General features: G+C 60.9%; 15 protein-coding genes and 1 tRNA gene. 6 read left to right on the forward strand and 10 right to left on the reverse strand.

All coding sequences use genetic code 11. The annotated features are described in order from the left end of the window. Window positions 1-246 precede the first annotated feature (246 nt). From C9J49_RS17060 to C9J49_RS14355, 3 genes are all read right to left on the reverse strand, one after another. The gene (locus C9J49_RS17060) at window positions 247-720 is read right to left on the reverse strand and encodes a hypothetical protein (RefSeq protein ID WP_146613014.1); all 474 of its coding nucleotides are present in this window, start codon (window positions 718-720) and stop codon (window positions 247-249) included. A gap of 266 nt (window positions 721-986) precedes the next feature. Further along, entirely contained in the window at window positions 987-2,462 is a 1,476-nt protein-coding gene (locus C9J49_RS17065; RefSeq protein WP_146613015.1) for a hypothetical protein, read from the reverse strand. A gap of 1,147 nt (window positions 2,463-3,609) precedes the next feature. Beyond that, a complete protein-coding gene (locus C9J49_RS14355) occupies window positions 3,610-4,926 on the reverse strand; it encodes a site-specific integrase (protein ID WP_107181974.1) in 1,317 nt (438 codons plus the stop codon). A 124-nt stretch (window positions 4,927-5,050) separates the two neighbouring features. Between C9J49_RS14355 and C9J49_RS14360 the strand changes: the two genes are divergently transcribed. Then, a tRNA-Pro gene (locus C9J49_RS14360) sits at window positions 5,051-5,127 on the forward strand. Window positions 5,128-5,540: 413 nt separating this feature from the next. Here the strand turns inward: C9J49_RS14360 and C9J49_RS17215 are convergent. Beyond that, a complete protein-coding gene (locus tag C9J49_RS17215) occupies window positions 5,541-5,750 on the reverse strand; it encodes a hypothetical protein (RefSeq protein ID WP_046078752.1) in 210 nt (69 codons plus the stop codon). 178 nt (window positions 5,751-5,928) lie between these two features. Between C9J49_RS17215 and C9J49_RS17360 the strand changes: the two genes are divergently transcribed. Then, on the forward strand, window positions 5,929-6,243 hold the full coding sequence (locus C9J49_RS17360) for an amidohydrolase family protein (RefSeq protein ID WP_237022391.1): 315 nt from the start codon (window positions 5,929-5,931) through the stop codon (window positions 6,241-6,243). A 42-nt stretch (window positions 6,244-6,285) separates the two neighbouring features. Here the strand turns inward: C9J49_RS17360 and C9J49_RS17425 are convergent, their stop codons facing one another. Beyond that, complete coding sequence (locus C9J49_RS17425; RefSeq protein ID WP_107181975.1) at window positions 6,286-7,605, reverse strand: PAS domain-containing methyl-accepting chemotaxis protein; 1,320 nt, start codon at window positions 7,603-7,605, stop codon at window positions 6,286-6,288. 470 nt (window positions 7,606-8,075) lie between these two features. Here C9J49_RS17425 and C9J49_RS14375 point away from each other — a divergent pair, with 470 nt between their 5' ends. Then, entirely contained in the window at window positions 8,076-8,339 is a 264-nt protein-coding gene (locus C9J49_RS14375) for a hypothetical protein (RefSeq protein ID WP_046078755.1), read from the forward strand. 31 nt (window positions 8,340-8,370) lie between these two features. Then, complete coding sequence (locus C9J49_RS14380) at window positions 8,371-8,565, forward strand: hypothetical protein (protein ID WP_107181976.1); 195 nt, start codon at window positions 8,371-8,373, stop codon at window positions 8,563-8,565. A 57-nt stretch (window positions 8,566-8,622) separates the two neighbouring features. Here C9J49_RS14380 and C9J49_RS14385 read toward each other — a convergent pair whose 3' ends face one another. The 3 genes from C9J49_RS14385 to C9J49_RS14395 form a co-directional block, all read right to left on the reverse strand. Further along, complete coding sequence (locus C9J49_RS14385) at window positions 8,623-9,228, reverse strand: DUF938 domain-containing protein (protein WP_046078757.1); 606 nt, start codon at window positions 9,226-9,228, stop codon at window positions 8,623-8,625. Between the two features lie 84 nt (window positions 9,229-9,312). After that, window positions 9,313-10,419, reverse strand: coding sequence for a DUF2955 domain-containing protein (locus tag C9J49_RS14390; RefSeq protein ID WP_052719317.1), 1,107 nt, complete (start codon window positions 10,417-10,419; stop codon window positions 9,313-9,315). Window positions 10,420-10,480: 61 nt separating this feature from the next. Continuing rightward, on the reverse strand, window positions 10,481-11,542 hold the full coding sequence (locus C9J49_RS14395; protein ID WP_107181977.1) for an HlyD family secretion protein: 1,062 nt from the start codon (window positions 11,540-11,542) through the stop codon (window positions 10,481-10,483). Between the two features lie 240 nt (window positions 11,543-11,782). Between C9J49_RS14395 and C9J49_RS14400 the strand changes: the two genes are divergently transcribed. Beyond that, window positions 11,783-13,117 carry a Na+/H+ antiporter family protein gene (locus C9J49_RS14400; protein ID WP_046078759.1) on the forward strand — a complete coding sequence of 445 codons (1,335 nt, stop codon included), beginning with the start codon at window positions 11,783-11,785 and terminating at the stop codon, window positions 13,115-13,117. Window positions 13,118-13,237: 120 nt separating this feature from the next. Here C9J49_RS14400 and C9J49_RS14405 read toward each other — a convergent pair whose 3' ends face one another. After that, window positions 13,238-13,693, reverse strand: a complete 456-nt coding sequence (locus C9J49_RS14405; RefSeq protein WP_107181978.1) for a YchJ family protein — start codon at window positions 13,691-13,693, stop codon at window positions 13,238-13,240. 116 nt (window positions 13,694-13,809) lie between these two features. Here C9J49_RS14405 and C9J49_RS14410 point away from each other — a divergent pair, with 116 nt between their 5' ends. Next, window positions 13,810-16,521 carry an HAD-IC family P-type ATPase gene (locus C9J49_RS14410; RefSeq protein WP_107181979.1) on the forward strand — a complete coding sequence of 904 codons (2,712 nt, stop codon included), beginning with the start codon at window positions 13,810-13,812 and terminating at the stop codon, window positions 16,519-16,521. Window positions 16,522-16,534: 13 nt separating this feature from the next. Here C9J49_RS14410 and hrpB read toward each other — a convergent pair whose 3' ends face one another. Next, the gene (gene hrpB / locus C9J49_RS14415; RefSeq protein WP_107181980.1) at window positions 16,535-18,994 is read right to left on the reverse strand and encodes an ATP-dependent helicase HrpB; all 2,460 of its coding nucleotides are present in this window, start codon (window positions 18,992-18,994) and stop codon (window positions 16,535-16,537) included. Between the last annotated feature and the right edge of the window lie 3 nt (window positions 18,995-18,997).

Here is an 18,997-nt window from a genome sequence, read left to right on the forward strand (position 1 = left end):
AAGAAGGTACTAGGAGAACGCAGAAGGATTACTCAACGTATAAAGGTCTTAGTAAAGCCTGACTGGCTTATAACAACATTCAGGCTCTACCATTAGAGCGTTGCTGTCTTACCGCTGGCGGCTATTGATGGGCCGTTATCCAACTGTATACAACGCTCTAAACTTTTAAATAGGTGCTGCCAAAGGGGCTGAATCCAATGGCAGCGGGGGTGCCGGGAGGAGGAGAAGAAAAACCCGGCGAAACTTTTACATCAGGTATTGAAGGTGTTCCCGATACTCAGGACGCAATACAAAATCTTGTTTAGATTCTTCGCATAGCTCCCGAATCGCATACCACCACTTAACAGCATCAGCACGCGACTTGGTATATGAAGGTTTCCACCCATAAACAGGGTTAATTTCGATGCGTACGAAACCTTGTTCAACTGACCTATCGTCTTGATGGCTATAGTATTCAATCAGGTGGTCTATCATCTTCAGCTTTCTGAGCAGGTTTGGCTCTACAACACCAAGGATATTGCAAAGCTCTTCACGCTTGATGTACACCACATTTTCATAGCTTATAAGGCTGATCAAAAGCTTCATGAGTTGATAATGCGGTTTCGGGAACATCACCCTTTCACCTGAAAGCTGCTTGAAGATTTTGCTTAGGTCATAAATCTTGTCTGTATCGTCAATTACACTCTTTGTTCTGTAAACTTCTTCTTTCTCTAGATTCATTTTAAGGCACCCTCATAAAACCCCACGTAGAGGGTTAGGTTAATTTGTAAGTCGATTTAAAACTATTCGCTTCGTTTCCGTTGCACCGTGCTTAAGGTACAGGTCTTTAATATCTTCTGTGTTCTTATACTGGGGGTTACGTCTGATCCATGCTCTAAAGGAGGCTTCTTCAGTGTTAACTTTATGCTTATTAACTTGATACCAATTAGCTTTGTATTCTCTACGGTATTCTTTATACGGATCGTCTGACATATAACCCCCATTATTTATGCTGCTTTCTTCATTTCCTTGATACGCCTGTTCAGTGCTGGGCCACCATGTTCAAGGTATTCATCGAAAGTGAAGCAAGAACGATTTTCAGAGTCTTTAGATACCCAAAGATTGAATTGTTGCTTCTTCTTTCTCCGAACCTCTGGGGTAAGCTTGGCTGAAAGGCTGTCTCCAGTATCTTCAAGCTCGCCCTGGTCAACCTGCCTCTTGATCCATGCAAGCCACTCCTGAGCCATCTTGCGCATTCTGGGGCTTAGGATAATGGCAATCATCTCTTCATCGCTGTCACGATCCCTGATAATCCCTCTGAACAGCCATTGAAGGAGGTTTGAAAGATCGTTCATATCAGAGGGCATAGATACGCCACGCTGAGCGAAATACGCCTGAACACCCGGCATCATATGCTTATCAAGACCGTAGATCATAAGTTTGCAACCACTGAACTTGTTAGTTCCTAGCGTTGTATGGGCACAGAAAGCAGCCGGAATCACTTCGTTTGCAGTGTTTTTTGTCTGCCATTTGCCGATAGAAAGCGTGGTCATCCACTTTGCAAGGTCTTCACCACCAGCCGTTTTAAAGGTAGTAAAAAGCGTTTCTTCAATGCCTACATCATATTTAACCATTGCATCTTTGATAGTATTATTGAACAGCTTCTTAAGCTCTGAAGTGTTATCACTCCAACCACGCTTAGAAAGCTTGTATTCATCAATGCTGTAATCATCAGGGATAACAAGGTGATCAACAATATACTTATAGGATTCCATCACCTTAGACTTATCCAGCGGAAGGTATTCATAGGTATAGCCATTGACCTTTAGGTAATTAGCCATAATTGAATATTCCCAACGATAAGTCAGCACCACTACCCTATCGAATGCTTCAAGGAAGTCTATTGAAACTTCCATAATCATATAACGACCATCGATGAAATAAAGCATTCCTGTATCACATAGGTTCTTAAGGTGCTCATGATGGGGATATGATGAATCACTATCAAATTGCTTTAAACTGTTCCAAACAACATGACCTGTAGTTTCATTGACCACGATATAACCGTTTTCAATGTCTGCTTTAAGTGCTTCTAAAGGAAGCTTCTTAGAGTTAACAGGCTTAACAAGATCAATGGTTTCATCAAGAACGCATACTTTCTCACCACGGAACATAGGACGTTTCTTGATAGCCCTAATATGATCTTCAGAAAGATTCTCAAACATGCTATGCGTTGTAACAATAGAACCAGTCTTGTTATTGAGATTGTTTAGAAGATCAATCGTTTTACTACTTCCTTCATCACAAGGTTCAATCAACTGGTTATGTTCAGGAAGTTGCTCGTTAGCTTCTTTATAACGTTCAACTTCTTGCAAATATGGTAGCACCAAGAAATAAAAGTTATCTGGTTCAGAAGTAATGGTAGAAATCATATCACGGGATTTACCATACCCCATAGGTGCGCTTTTAACTTGTACTTTCATTTATTTTCTTCTCCTTTATTTATTCAATAGTTCTCCCCACCAGTGTTTTTAAACACAGTGTTCAGCACGGGATGTTAAATTTAGAACGTAAGGAAACCCGGCAAAGGGTAGTTATCCCGATCCGGATTGATTAACTTCTTAGGTGTTTCTTTTTCTTACTCTACACGAATAGTATAAAGGTAAAACATATATCTGTCAATACTTAAATGATAAGAATTATCAAATGTATGCTCTGCGAATGTTTATCCCTTATCCCTATGTAACCACATTGCACATACATTTGTCAACCCTTAAATGATAAAACTTATCAGGTGGGTTTGTTTTAAAATCTTATCCTTACCTTATTAGTTGAACATGAATTGATACAAAAGTCAATACTTAAATGATAATTCTTACCATCTTTCTTCAACACTCAATACCAAAAATGGTACATCCGGAACCTTGAAATCAGGTGTTTTAGGGTGAATGGTGAAATAAAACCCTTATACAACAGTAGCTTATAAAAAAATGGTACATCCCTATAGGGAATTTTAAAAGGGTTGAAGGTTTCGTAAGGATTGTTGTCAAGTGCTGGTGAAGGCCCTGTAAGGTTCCTGTCTATCGACATGGATTTACACGTTAGCACCAGGGCAGTGACAGGCTTTCTGAGAAGGAGGGAGGGAGGAATGATGGGGTACCCTCCCCTATTGAGAAGACAGCTTAGGAGGGCTTACAAGAGGCTTTACACTGATCCTGTTAGGTGCTGCCTGTCGGCAAGGCTTAACAAGGCTGTAAAGGCATTTGTAAGTAACACTGAAGAAGGGGCACGGGATTACATCATCCCATCTGTGCCCACTTAAAAGGAACCTTTTAGGTCATTTAGACTGATCGTGTTGATGTGGTGTCGTAAGACAGGGAATTCAACATCTCTTCTAAATACACTAAAAAACCCTATAAAACACCCTAATTCTTCGTGTTGATGTAATACAGACCTTCAACACAGTGTTAGAATCGATTGAATCAGGGTATTTACTATGGAAAAATTACCCTAAAATCAATTTTAGCATTCACCCTGCTAAATGATGCATCTTCGCTTTAGTGAAGGTTTTTAAGGTAAATTTCCCCATATAGTCGGAGACTGTATCTCCTATAGAAATAATTTAATGCCTCAGTGTATATTAATAAGATTAGAAAACCCTTCAACAGCATCCCTAGTATGATCCGGTGATAGGTGTGCATAATGAGCAATGGTAGTTTGAATATCAGCATGTGCCATTAGTTTAGATACTGTAAGAAGATCAACACCAGACATGACAAGCTGTGATGCAAAGTTGTGACGTAAAGCGTACATTGGTAGATCATCTGGTAAACCTGAGAGTTTCTTAACAGTCTTCCAAGGTTTTTGCATCGATGTTGAATCCATCCTTTTACCTGTTACCGTTGAAGGGAAAACATACCCTTTACTTGGTGCTCCATGTTGATTGTTCCATATTTTTAAGACCTTTAAAGCCTTATCTGATACAGGGAAGGTCATAGGTGCTTGGTTATGGTGGGAAGTCTTTTCAATGATTTTTCTAATAGACTTGTTTTGAAAGTTGATATGTTCCCAACGTAACCCGAATAAGTCCCCTGGTCGAAACCCTGTGTAATACATCAATAAGATATAAGGTTCAACATGATCAACATAGGTGAGATTATCAAGACTTGGTAAGTAAGCTTTACCGTGGCTTCTTGAGTTCTGTCTTTCTTTTTTACGTTGTTCCTGATAAGCAGATAACCCTAAGAACAATGCCTTTACTTCATGCTTTTCAAGGTATCTTCTACGGTTAGCCTCTTCAATAAGGTCTTCTTCTTTCAGTGCTGGCTTTTGAAGCTTTATCCCTTTCAATGGATTATCTGGGATAACTTCCCTTTCAGCAGCATGGACTAATAAGGCGTGTAAGGCGTCATAAGACCTTTTCAGTGTTAAAAAGGCCCTAGGTTTCTCTTTCGCTTCTTCATCAGCCTGCCATTGTTCAACATCAGCCCGTGTAAGGCTGTAAAGGGGCTTATCAAGCCACTCTTCAAAGTCTTTTCGTATCCTTCTAAGGGTTCCCGATCCATCCTTACGACGATTCTGGAAGGCTGTGTAGGGGCCTTCTAAGTAAGCTTTCAGGGTCTGGCTATGCTCTTTTCTAATCTCCTGTTTAGCCTGTTCCTGAATCTGTCGGGGGTCTTGTCCACTGGATACCAACAACAGGGCTTCTTTAGCAGCTTCTCGGGCTTCTCCTGCATCCATCGTTGCCCCGTACCTGCCCAATGTTACTACTCGTCTTTCTCCTAATACGTTGTAGTAGGAAACTCTAAAGGACAGTGCTCCCTTTCTGACTCGAACATGAAAACCTGTAAGCTCACTGTCCCAAACGTTCTGACCGATAGAACCGTCTTTGTTGAGTTTGTCAAGCACTCTTTTCGTAAGCTTTCTGGTGTCCTTGGTAGCGGCCATTTTCTGGGTTCCATATGGGTTCCATTGGAATGATATTGGACCTCATATCTGTTATACAATAACATTTAGCATAATACTGATAAGCTATTGAATATACTGGCCAATATTCTTCGAAAAGCCCCTTCGGAGCGTGGCGCAGCTTGGTAGCGCGTTGCAATGGGGTTGCAAAGGTCGCTGGTTCGAATCCAGTCGCTCCGACCATGAACATCAGGAGAAACGGTCACTTAGCTCATCAGAGCGGTGGCCGTTTTTTCGTTGCTGGGCATCCAAGTGTAACCGCGCGGCGCCTTTGGCATTTTATTGCGCCCTAATTGGCACTGGCGGAAAAAGAGAAGCAGAAGCGGCATAGCGCCACCTTTGGCACAAGCAGCTAAACCACCATAGGTCCTCGCCTACTGGATGGCGGGCGCTTCTTTTTGCCCGCGAGGTACTTGCAAGAAGGACACCTGTACCAGTACTCGTCCTCAGTCATGACTGAAACGCGTTTGTCTTCCTTGCACACGGGGCAGATGACGTGCGCGGGATCGTCGCTGGTGATGTGCTCATCTTTGAGAGGCATGACTATGTCACCAGTTGGGGTGCGCTCTAGACGTAAGCGCTCGAACCGCGCTTCCTTAGCCAACTCCTCCTTCAATTGCCTGTTCTTCCTCCACCAGTTCCTGCTGCTGGACGACCATCGATAGCAGGTCTGTCTGTACAGTGGTCAGCTTTTCCATGATCTCGCTTACCGCCGCGTCGAGCTGTGCCTGGCTATGAACATCCTTGGCCGCTCTGGCGGCGTCGAGCGCCGTTTTGATGGCTGTAACAGCTGCTCCGACTTCCATCCCCACCTCCTAGTCTCGGGTCAGTGCCTTCCCATTCTACCTGTCGGCTCCCACCACGACGCCCCGGTGGCATTTCCCGACAGCATGCGAATCCTCGATGCCACGCTCACCCGACGCACACTCCGGCGACATCCTCGGCCCTAGCCAACGGGTCGATGTGATGACGGCCCTCAAGGCGATGACGATCTGGCCCGCCTGGCAGCAGTTCGAGGAGGCCGACAAGGGCAGTATCGTCCCCGGCAAGCGTGCCGATTTCGTGATCCTCTCCGGCGACCGACTGCCGTCGATCCCGAGACCCTCGATCAGCTGCAGGTACTGGCGACCATCAATGACGGCGACGTCATCTACGAGGCACCGCAAGACGAGAGCCTTGCGAGGCCCTACCGGCCGCGCTGTCGACCGATCAGGGAACCGCCGAGCGGCTCCTGCATGCCATGAGCGAGGGGTTCGGCGCCGAGGCGAGCCGGTGACGTGCGGCATGCCCCGCCACTGAGGCGTCAGCGGCGGCCGAGCGCCACCCTGTACAGGCGCCGCGTCAGGCGTCTGGGGCCTGGTCGGCGATCAGACGGTCGACGGACGAGGTGACATCCGAAGCGCCTCGCCGAATCTCGCCGACCAGTCGCTCGATGTCCGTCACATGGGCATGGATCTGCTGGCTCTTGTCCACGGCCGACCGCATCTGCTCGCTTGCCTGGGCCACCATGGCGGCGTTGTCGGCGAGCACGTCGTCGATCCGCCCCACCGATTCGCTCGCCCGATGGGCCAGCTGGCGAACCTCGCCCGCCACCACAGCGAAGCCCCTGCCGTGCTCTCCCGCATGAGCCGCTTCGATGGTGGCGTTCAGCGACAGCAGATTGGTCTGCTCGGCGATTCGCGCGATCTCCGAGGTGATGCCGTTGATGCGTTCCGCCTGGGCCACGAGTGCCTGCACGGCCTCCCGGGCGCTCCCCATCTCGTCGACGGACGCCATGCACTCGCGAACGATATCCTGCAGCTGCGCCATGCCACTGGCCGTGATCTGCTCCGTCTGGGCCGATGTCTCCCGCGCCGAGACGACGGCAGCACGGGTGGCCTCGGCGGCCTGCACGTCGGCCGTGACATCGGTGGCGAACTTCACGACCCGTACCACCCTGCCATCGGCATCGAAGACCGGGTTGTAGGTGGCCTCCAGCCACAGCGGCTCCCCGAAGGCCGTGACCCGTTCGAACTTGCCCTGACGGAACTCGCCCTGGGCCAGACGCTGCCAGAAGTCCGGATGCTGCTCGTAGAAGGCCTCGTGGCAGAACAGGCGGTGGTGCTGGCCCAGGACCTGTTCACGCTCATAGCCGGTCGCGGCCAGGAAGTTGGGGTTGGCATCGAGCACGACACCCTCCGGCGTGAACTCGATCACGGCCATGGACTGACCGAGTGCCTCGACCAGTGCCGCGCGCGACATCGCCGCCTGGTGCTGTTCGGTGACATCGCTGGCGATCTTGATCACATGGTCGACATGCTTGCCGCTCCGATTCATCACCGGCAGATAAGTGGCCTCGATCCAGACCTCGCGCCCCCGTTTGTCGAGGCGTCGGAAGGTGCCGGCCCGGTGCTCGCCTCGGGCCAGGGCCGCCCAGAACTCTCCGTATTCCCGGCCGTTCACCGTTTCCGGGTCGCAGAACATCCGATGGTGGCGGCCCAGCACCTCCGAGGCCTGATAGCCGAGAACCGACAGGAAAGCCCGGCTCGCCTGACGGATGATGCCCTCGGGGGTGAACGTCACCGTAGCCGTATGCCGGTGCAGGGCAGCGGCCAGGGGCGACCGGGGCTTGCGCGATTCGAGCGCGGGGGACGAGAGAAGCGTGACGAGGGAAGCCAGCATGGCGTTTCGATCTCCAGCCAGGAAAATATTGCACAGAAAGTTATACTATATGTTCTTTTTGTACAAATATTGTATCGAGTATGGCACCTCCTCCATGGCTGGCCCCAGGCTGGGCGATCAGGGGAAGCCAACAGGAACGACAGGAAGAACGACAGGGGGAAGAGATACCAAAACGAAAACCGGGAGCCCCATGGGGCTCCCGGTTCACATGCTCGATGGCGAGTGTCGGCCTGGCCTGTCTGACCTCGGCCGAGATCGCCTCAACCCATGTAATGGGCAATGGCCTTCTCAGCCTCGTTCTTGGCGGCCGCCACGGCGGTCCAGTGATCGAGCACTTCGGGGGTCAGGGAAGTGGGCATGTCAGACTCCTGTTTCAAACGCATGACTCGACGCACAAGATTACCCACGGCGCCTGCAAGGCACCATTCGCCTTTCGGCTAGCCGCTTGCAATACTGCAGGAAGTCCAGCCATGCGAGGATCCAACGTGCGCCACTACGAACAGACCCACATCGGCTTCGACGAGCACGGCAACGAGTACGTCATCGACGAGTACCACGACCTGCCCGACCTGGAGGACTTACAGCATGGAGGCGCCATCAGCCGTGGCCTGCCGAACTTCAAGACCCGTGACGGTCACGAGGTGGAGCGTCTCGGCCCGGGAGAATTCTCGGTCCGTGTGCCCGGTGAAGAACGCGGCGTCTCGGTGTGGACCCACGATCCCGAGCATGTCTGATAGGCTGGGCGCTCCTCAGAAGGAGCCCGACATGCCACGACGCGTCCCAACCGCCCTGCTCTGCCTCGCCCTGCTGGCCACCCTCGGCGGCTGCACCACCTACACCTGGCCCGATGGCCACCGCGAGACGGTGTGGGGCGTGCCCGCCGAAGACGAGACCAAGACCGACCAGCAAAGGCGCGCCGAAGGCGTGCAGTATCGCCAGCCGGGCGAAGTACCCGAATAACGCCGTTGGCACGGCCGGGGCGTCACCCGCCTGCCACGACGCCCTGACTCACGCCTCCTACGCCAGCCCCTTTCTCCATACCAGGCAGAGGTTGTTGGCCGGCATCTCGACCAGGCGCTCGAGCCAGAGGCCGTATCGCTCTGCCTCCGCGCTCACGTCCGCCAGATCGCGGATCCCCCAGCGCGGGTCCCGCGACCGCAGATCGGCGTCGAATGCCAGGTTGCTGGCCGCGGTCGGTTGATCCACGCGCAGGTAGGGGCCGTAAAGCAGCAACGTACCGCCTTCCTCGAGACGCTCTCCGGCCCGCGCCATCAGGGCCTCGGTCACCGCCCAGGGCGAGATATGGATCAGGTTGATGGCGACGATCGCCTCGAAGCGGCCCGCTGGCCAGTCACCGGTAGCATCCAGCGCCAGCGGCGACCGCAGGTTGGGCAGCTCGACCACCTCACGCCAGGCCGCGATGGAAGCCCGAGCCTCCGGGGTCGGGTCGCTGGGCTGCCAGTCCCAGTCAGGCCGGGCCGCGGCGAAGTGGCAGGCATGCTCGCCGCTCCCGGAGGCCAGCTCGAGCACCCGGGCCGGGCCGGGCAGTGCCTCGGCCAGCACCTCGAGAATCGGCTGGCGGTTGCGGGCCGCGGCAGGGCTGTAACGTCGAGCATCGGTCATGGCGTGCCTCTGGCGAAAGCGTGAACAAATGAAACCGCGCCGATGATAGCCCCATCGCCCCTCGCGCCTCCAGGCCGTATGCCCTCAGAGCGCCGTGTCTCGTGTCATCGGCGAAGCGTTGAGCAGCCGATGCAGCACCGCCATCGCCACCAGGGTGACGACCATCGCCACGCTCATGGAACTGAACCGGTACAGGGCGGCATAGACGAAATCCTGATTCGGGCCCAGGTACTGGCCATAGAGGATGCCCAGGGTGGTCAGGGCACCGAAGCCGACGCCCGATCCTCCGCCCTCGAGCAGATGGATGCGCGCGAAGAGCATCAATCCGACCCAGTAGCTGAGCATCACCAGCAGCAGATGGTCGGCCTGGGTGAACAGCAGCAGCTGCATCAGGATCGCCATGTTGCAGCCCAGCAGCGCCCCGACCCCGCGCTTGACCGCCGACACCCTGGCGTTGGGGTAACCCAGCGCGAAGAGGATCAGGATGGTGGCCATCTGCGCCGACAGCGAGTCCCTCAGGTCCAGGATCTGAAAGACCGCGAAGGACAGCGTGGCGATGATGGCGCCGATCAGCGTCTGGTGTCGCACCAGGGAAGCCGGCTTGTCGACCGTCGGCGGCGGCCGGCGCGCCTCTCGATCGGGAAACAGCAGGTGCATCAACGCCGCCAGGCACACGGCCAGCACGCTGGCCACCACGTTATGGGTCAGCAGATCGAAGAGATCGACCTCGGGATAGCTGGCGAAGTGCAACAGCACGCTGAGCGTCAGCACGCCGTTGGCGCCAAACAGGAACAGCGGCCCCTTCGCCATCAGCCGGAAACGCGAATAGAACAGCAGGAACGCCAGTCCCGTCATTACCACCGGCATGTGCTGGGTCAACCCGACCACCAGCGACACCTCGACCACGTTGAGGCAGGCGTTGCCCAGGAACTGGCGCACCACGTGCGCATTGAAGACCGGTATCATGCCGACCAGGAACATGGGATAGACGGTGAAGAAGACCCCATAGTCCCAGTGCATGAAGTGGCTGATGGCGAAGCCGATCATGCCCGCGAAAGCCACGCGCAGGCACTGCCGCATGTCGTTGGACGAGAAGCGAGACTCCCCGGCTTCCTGCTCCTCGGGGCCATGGCCGCGATGCGGCAGCACCAGTCCTGCGGAGCGCAGCAGCAGCCGTCTCACCCGATGCACCAGCTCGCGCCACGTTTCCGATGCCGTAGGGTCGTCGCCCTGCCCAGGCCGATCTGGCCGATCAATAGACATAGTGCAGCCAGGACATCAGCCGGATCTGCAGGCCGCCGAACAGGGTCGCCAGTGGATTCGCCTCGGGCAACAGCTGCACGGTGGCCCGCGCGCCGCTGACGGGCAGCGGCTCGGGCGGATCCTCCACCTCGAGGTGGAGGCGAACGCGCTGGGCGTCGCGTACCCAGCGGTCGGTCGCCGGAATGTCCGCCAGCGTGCCGTCCGCGGCCAGCTGACCATCCTGCACGCCGGCATCCCGCGAGGCCACGCGCGCCTCGAACACCCGTCCCGGGAGGGCGTCGAAGACCACCCGGGCCGATTCCCCTTCGCGCACGTGTCGAAGGCTCTTCTCGCGCAGGTCGGCGACCAGGTCGAGCCCCTCGCCCACCACCGCCAGCGCCGACTGCCCGCGGGTGACGTAATCGCCCTCGCGCAGCTGAAGGTTGGTCACCACGCCGTCGCGCTCGGCGCGCACCAGAGTGTGCGACAGGTCGAGCTCGGCCTGGTCGATGGCGTTATCCGCCTGGCGCAGCTGCAGGTTGCCGTCGCCGCGTTCGCCGAGCTGCACCTCCAGCTGACGGATGCGGGCCTGGGCCGCCGCCACCGAGGAACGCGCCTGGCGCTCCTCGGCCACGATGCTGTCGACCCGCTGCCGGGAGATGCTGTGGCGACTGAGCATCGTCTCGGCTCGACGGCGCTCCCCGGCCAGCTCCTCGGCGGAGGCCCGGGCCGCATCGAGATCGGCATGCGCCTCGGCGAGATCGGCCTCGAGCAGCGCGTTGTCGCGGACCGCCGCCTCTCGGGCAAGCCGGGCCTGGTGCAGCGCCAGTTCGAAGGGCGCGCGATCGAGCGAGAACAGCACGTCGCCGCGTTCGACCCGTTGATTGTTGGTCACGGCCACCGCCTCGACGCGGGCCGACACCTCCGGCGCGACCCGCACCACGGGGCGTAGCACCCGGGCCTGGGGGGTCATCGGCATGAAGGTGTCGGCGATGATGAAGTAGACGAACAGCACGCCGAAGGCCGCCAGCGCGACCCGGACCCAGCGCGCGAAACTCTGATCTGGAGTCATGGACTCGCTCCCGTCGATGCCACCGGCCAGGACGACCGGATGGGGCAAAAGGCCGAGATGATAGCAATTCTTTTAGCAAGCTAAAAGATGCCATGCAATCGTAACCGTCCCCTCGCCCCGCCACTCTCGGGCCCTCGATGGCCCGACCGGCGCGGCATGCCTGGCATCGCCAGCCGAGATGACTACAATGGGCGGCTTGATTTTCCGCCCATTCCTCCGACACTCCCGCAAGGAACCCTCATGAACGCCATCGTGCTTGCCATCCTGGTCATGGTCACCCTGAGCCTGATGCGGGTGTCCGTGGTCTTCGCGCTGATCGCCGCCACCCTGGTCGGCGGCCTCTATGCCGGCATGCCGATCGGCGAGATCATGGACGCCTTCAACGACGGCCTGGGCAACGGGGCCACCGTGGCCATCTCCTACGCCGTGCTCGGCGCCTTCGCGGTGGCCCTGTCACGCTCGGGCATCACCCAGCTCCTGTCCCAGAAGGCCATCGCCGGTCTCCGGCTGGACCAGGGAATCCCCCACCGCCGCACCATCGTCTATGTGCTGCTCGGCGTGCTGCTGGCCTTCTCGGTCAGCTCGCAGAACCTGATCCCGGTGCACATCGCCTTCATCCCGGTGCTGGTGCCGCCACTGCTCAAGCTGATGAACCACCTGAAGCTCGACCGTCGCGCCGTGGCCTGCGTGATCACCTTCGGTATCACCGCACCGTACATGCTGCTGCCGGTAGGCTTCGGCTCGATCTTTCTCCACGACATCCTGCTGACCAACCTCAACGACAACGGCCTCGACGTGACCGCCGCCATGGTGCCCACGGCGATGATCGTGCCGATCGGCGGCATGGCGATCGGCCTGGTCGTGGCGATCCTGTTCAGCTATCGCGGCAAGCGCAGCTACGAAGACCGCGACCTGGCCCACGGCGACGAGACACCCGCCGAGGCCGCCGGCCACCTCAAGCCCTGGCAGATCGCCGTGCTCGGCCTGTCGCTGGTCGGCACCGTGGTGGTACAGCTGGTCAGCGGTTCCATGGTGCTCGGCGGCCTGTTCGGCTTCGCCGTACTCTCCGTCAGCGGCGTGTTCCACTGGCACGAGCAGGACGACATCTTCACCGAAGGCATGCGCATGATGGCGCTGGTCGGCTTCATCATGATCGCGGCCGCCGGCTTCGCCAGCGTCATGCAGGCCAGCGGCCAGGTCGAGAGCCTGGTGGAAAGCTCCACCGCCCTGATCGGCGACCACAAGGGCCTGGCCGCCCTGGTCATGCTGCTGGTGGGCCTGTTCATCACCATGGGCATCGGCTCATCGTTCTCGACCATCCCGATCATCGCCTCGATCTACGTGCCGCTGGCGATCGGCTTCGGCTTCTCGCCGATGGCCACCATCGCCCTGGTCGGCACCGCCGCCGCCCTGGGCGACGCCGGCTCACCGGCCTCGGACTCCACCCTCGGCCCGACCGCCGGCCTCAACGCCGACGGCCAGCACGACCACATCTGGGACAGCGTGGTGCCGACCTTCCTGCACTACAACATCCCGCTGATCGGCTTCGGCTGGCTCGCCGCCATGATGCTCTGAACCCGGGCGGTGCCCGGGAGCGGCAAGCCGAAAGCTTGAAGCTGAAAGACACAACAGCCCCGCCGGCATATACCGGCGGGGCTGTTGTATTTCATGCCGGCCATCCGGCCAACAGGGGGATTAGCCTCGAACGCAGCAGGCCTTGCCCTTCTTCCCGCTCCCACACGGGCAGGGATCGTTGCGCCCCGGCTTGAGCCGGGTCACCGAGGGCTCGCCGTCCACGTAGACCCAGCGGCCCGCCTCGCGCCGAAAGCGCGACCGCTCCTCCAGAGCGCCCCAGCGGCGCCCCTCACGGAAGGTGGCGCGAAAGTGCACCCTGCCGGTATCGCCGTCCTCGCCGTGATCGAGGATCTCGAGGTGCACCCACTGGGTCGGATCGTCGTCCGGCAAGGCCGTCGGACGCGTCTCGGGCGCCCAGCTGTCCAGCAGATAGTCGTTCAGGCCCAGGGCGAAGGCGCTGTAGCGCGAGCGCATCAGCGCCTCGGGCGTCGGCGCCGGCTCTCCGTCATGGTAGCGGCCACAACAGGCCGTAAGCGGCAGGCCAGTGCCGCAGGGGCAGGGTTCGGCGTCTTTCATGGCATTGATCCAGGTCAAGGGGTGAACCGGACATGATAGCGAATCGTGTCCGCCACTTGCCGCCTCCGCTGCGCTGCAGCATTCTCATCACACGCCCTCGCCACGGAGGCCAAGGCATGGACGTCGCCTATCACTCCCCGACCACATCCTGGCACGCCCTGAGTGCCGAAGAGGCCCTCGATCGCCAACAGAGCCATCCGCGCGGCCTGACCGACGAGGCCGTCGCCGAGCGCCAGCGACGCTTCGGTCCCAACCGCCTGCCCCAGGCACGCCCTCGCTCCGCCTGGCGCAGGCTGGCGTCACAGTTCGCGAACCTGCTGATCGTCATTCTGATCGTCGCGGCCCTCGGCAGCCTGGCCCTTGGCGCCATCGTGGATGCCATTGCCATCCTCTCCGTGGTCGCCATCATCGCACTGGTCGGCTACGTCCAGGAAGGCCGTGCCGAGCAGGCGCTGGCCCGCATTCGCGACCTGCTTGCCCCAAGCGCCCAGGTACTGCGCGGCGGCCGCCGCCAGGAAGTGCCTGCCGAGGCACTGGTGCCGGGAGACATCGTCCTGCTGGAGAGCGGCGATCGAGTGCCTGCCGACCTGCGCCTGCTGGAGGCACGTCGGCTGCGTCACCAGGAGGCCACACTGACCGGCGAGTCGTTACCCGTGGACAAGGGCACCGCAGCGGTGGCGGAAAACGCCGAGCTCGGCGATCGCAGCAGCATGGCCTATGCCGGCACCCTGGTGGCGCAGGGCAGCGCCCGGGGGCTGGTGGTGGCGATCGGAGCGGACACCGAACTCGGCCGCATCTCCGCGCTGCTGGGCAGGGTCGAGCCACTGCGCACGCCGCTGCTGCGCCAGCTCGACCGCGCCGGACGGGTACTGGCAACGCTGATCCTGGCATGCGCGATCGCCACGGCGCTGGTCGGCGTGCTGCTGCACGGGAGTCCCTGGCCGACGATGTTCATGGCCGCGGTAGGCCTCGCGGTCGCGGCCATCCCGGAGGGGCTGCCGGCCATCGTCACCATCGGCCTGGCGCTGGGAGTTCAGGCCATGGCCCGCTCGCGAGCCATCATCCGCCGTCTTCCCGCGGTGGAGACCCTGGGGTCAGTATCGACGATCTGCTCGGACAAGACCGGCACCCTGACCCGCAACGAGATGACCGCCCAGGCGATCTGGCTGCCCGAAGGCGAGTTTCACCTCGACGGCATCGGCTTCGCCCCCGAGGGCGCATTCCACCGCGTCGACGACGGCAAGACCAGCCCGGCCCCGCTCGACCTCGATGACCAGCATGCCCTGCGTCACTTCCTGAACGTCGGCGTACTGTGCAACGACGCCGAGCTGGTCCACGAAGACGAGACATGGCGCATCCATGGCGACCCTACCGAGGGGGCGCTGGTGGTGGCCGCCGCCAAGGCCGGCCTGCCGGTGGTGCAGACGCGCCGTCATCATATCCGACACGACGCCATCCCCTTCGACGCCGGACGTCAGTACATGGCCACCCTCCACGACATGGAAGGGAGTCCCCGCCTGCTGGTCAAGGGCGCGCCGGACAGGCTGCTGGCGATGTGTCACCGGGTGCGCACCGACCGGGGCGAGGACTCACTGGAACTTTCTCTCTGGGAGCAACGCCTCCATGCCCTGTCCGACAGGGGCCTGCGTGTGCTGGCCCTGGCCGAGAAACCGCTGTCCTCACGCCTGAAGCTGACCGACGAGCACGCCGAGTCGGAACTGGTACTGCTGGGTCTGGTGGGCATGCTCGACCCGCCCCGGGAGGAAGCCATCGCCGCGGTGGCCGAGTGCCGGGCCGCGGGCATTCGTCCGGTCATGATCACCGGCGACCACGGCGTCACCGCGCGCGCCATCGCCGAGCGGCTGGGCTTCGCCAACACGGGCCGGGTGATCAGCGGCCACGAGATCGAGAGCATGTCCGAGGCGGCGCTGATCGACAGCGTCATGACGGTAGACGTCTTCGCAAGAGCCACCCCCGAGCACAAGCTACGGCTGATCGAGGCCCTGCAGTCATGCGGTGAGGTCTGCGCGATGACCGGCGATGGCGTCAACGACGGCCCGGCCCTCAAGCGCGCCGACGTGGGCGTAGCCATGGGGCGACAGGGCACGGCGGCGGCTCGGGAGGCCGCGGAGATGGTCCTGGCCGACGACAACTTCGCCACCATCGTCGCCGCCATCCGCGAGGGCCGTAAGGTCTACGACAACATCCGCAAGACCATCACCTTCCTGCTGCCCACCAACGGCGCCCAGGGCCTGGCCATCATGGTCGCGGTGCTGTGCGGGGCGCTGCTGCCGGTGAGCCCGCTCCAGGCGCTGTGGGTCAACATGGCCGTGGCGGTGACCCTGGGCCTAGCCCTGGCCTTCGAACCCGGCGAACACGACCTGATGCGACGCCCACCAAGGAAACCGGACGCCGCCCTGCTGGACCTCTTCCTGCTGTGGCGGGTGATCTTCGTCTCGACGCTGCTGCTGCTGGCCACCTATGGCATTTTCACCTGGATCCACGACATGCAAGGCGGCGCGCTCGAGCAGGCCAGATCCGGTGCGGTCAACATGTTGGTCGCGGGCTCCGCCGCCTACCTGGTCAACAGCCGCTACCTGATCCAGGGGGTGCTCTCATGGCGGGGCCTGTTCGGCAGTCGTCCGGTATGGGTGGCCATCGGCCTGATTGCCGTCATCCAGCTGGCCTGGACCTACGTGCCCGTCCTGCAACGCCTGTTCGGCGCCGCAGGCCTGGCGCCGATGCACTGGGTCGTGATCCTGGCCACTGCGCTGGCCGTACTGCTGATCGTCGAGGGGGAAAAGGCGCTGTGGCGCCGTCGAGCCTGACCCCGGGGACGACTCAGCTTCGCCGCTTGGTCCGTGCGCTGGCTTGGGCCGACCACGGATCCTCCGGCCAGGGATGCTTGGGATAGCGACCGCGCATGTCCTTGCGCACCTCGGCGTAGCCGTTGGCCCAGAAGCTCGTCAGGTCTGCGGTGACCTGCAGCGGGCGCCGCGCCGGCGACAGCAGATGCAGCAGCGGCGCGACCCGGCCGTCGACCAGACGCGGCGCGGCCTCCCAGCCGAACACCTCCTGCAGCTTCACCGCCAGCACCGGCGTCTCGCCGCGATAGTCCAGCGCCACCCGCGAGCCGCTGGGCACCGTCAGGTGTGTCGGCGCCAAGGCGTCGATCCGTGCCGACTGGCCGCCGGCCAGGCCGTCTCTGAGGATGCGCGCGAACGGCAGCGCCTCGACCTCGTCGAGGCGCGACAGCCCGGCCAGGTAGGGGCCGAGCCAGGCGTCCAGGTCGTCGAGCAGCGCCTCGTCGGACCAGTCCGGCCAGTCGTCGCCCAGGGTGCGGCGCAGCAGCGCGACCCGGGCGCGCAGCTGCTCGGTGGCCTCGTCGAACGGCAACCCGCGCCGGCGTACCGCCTCGAGCAGCGCCTGCTGGGCGGCCTCCGGCGGCAGCGACGTCAGCGGCCGGCGCTCGAGCACCACGGCACCGAGCCCGCGGCGGCGTTCGCCGACCAGCCGCCCGCGCTCGTCGGACCATTCGAGATGATCGCGCCACTGGCCGGCCTCGGGATGCAGCGCGGTGAGCCGCGCCTCGTCCAGGGCCGCGGCGCGGAAGATCCGCCCGCCACCGCCCTCGCCGTCCAGGGCGACCGCCACCAGCAGCTCGGCGTGGGCCAGCGGGTGGGACTCGGGCAGCGTGCCCTGCCCGCCGCCGGCCAGTCGGAAGCGCCCCGGCGAGAGCCGCTGGGCGATGCGCTCGGGCCAGGCCAGCGCCAGCAGCTCGCCGAGCGCCTCGAACCGCGGTGACGCTAGCCGGCAGCCCATCAGACTCGCCAGGCGTTTGGCATCGCGCTGCCAGGCGCGATCCTCGCCGGGGCTGACGAAGCGCTTCTCCAGTGCCGCGGCCAGGTCGCGCTCGTCGTCGGCGCCGCGACCCTCGAGCAGCGCCGCCAGGCCGCAGGCCAGGGCCGCCGCGTCGAGCTCGGACGCACGCTCCAGCATCACCGCCAGCCGCGGATGGGTCGGCCAGCGCGCGCAGGCGCGACCCAGCGCCGTCAGCCGATGGGCGTCGTCCAGCACGCCGAGGCCGCGCAGCAACTCGCGCCCGGCGGCGAGCGCCCCCGCCGGCGGCGGCGTGATCCAGCTCAGCGACTGCGGCTCGGTGATGCCCCAGCGCGCCAGCTCGAAGGCCAGCGGGGCCAGGTCGGCCTGACGCATCTCCGGCTCGCGGTCCGGCACCAGCGGCTGCTCCTCGGCCCACAGCCGGTAGCAGACGCCGGGGCCCTGGCGACCGGCGCGGCCGCGACGCTGGTCGGCGCTGGCCCGGTTGACCCGGCGGGTCTCGAGACGCGTCAGGCCGGTGCGCGGCTGGAACACCGGCAGCCGCTCCTGGCCGGCATCGATCACCAGCCGCACGCCGGGCACGGTGACGCTCGACTCGGCGATGGCGGTGGCCAGCACCACCCGGCGGCGGCCTTCGGCATCGGGTGCCAGCGCCCGACGCTGAGCGTCCAGCGGCAGCCGGCCGTGAAGCTCGTGGATCGCGGCATCGGGCAGCCGATCGGACAGCGCCCGCGCCAGACGGCGGATCTCGCCGACGCCCGGCAGGATCACGAGGGCATCGCCGTCGTCGGCCGCCAGCGCCTCGGCCACCACCGCCACCTGATGGCGTGCGGCCTCGTCATGGGGCTTGAGCGAGCGATTCGGAGGACGGTGATGGGTGGCGACCGGAAACTGGCGCCCCTCGCACGCGATCACCGGCGTGTCCTCGCCGAGCACGGCGGTCAGCGAGGCCACGTCCAGGGTCGCCGACATCACCAGCAGGCGCAGGTCGTCGCGCACCGACTGGGCGTCGAGGGTCAGCGCCAGCCCGAGGTCGGCCTCGAGGCTGCGCTCGTGGAACTCGTCGAAGATCACCCCGGCCACGCCCTCGAGCAGCGGGTCCTCCTGGAGCATGCGCGTCAGCACGCCCTGGGTGACCACCTCGAGGCGTGTCTCGGGCCCGACGCGGGACTCGCCGCGCATCCGGTAGCCCACCGTCTGCCCCACGGCTTCGCCCAGGGAATCGGCCATGTGCCCCGCCGCCAGCCGGGCGGCCACGCGGCGGGGTTCGAGCAGCAGCAGGCGCTGCCCGCGGCACCAGTCGGCCTCGAGCAGCGCCAGCGGCACCCGGGTGGTCTTGCCGGCGCCGGGCTCGGCCACCAGCAGGGCGCGGGCATGCCCGGCCATCGCGGCCTGGATGTCATCAAGCCTCGCCTCGATGGGCAGGCCGGCCGGAGAAGCGTCATTCACGCCTGTGGTCATGCT

Source organism: Halomonas sp. SL1 (genome assembly GCF_003030865.2).
GTDB classification, from domain to species: Bacteria; Pseudomonadota; Gammaproteobacteria; order Pseudomonadales; family Halomonadaceae; genus Halomonas; species Halomonas halophila.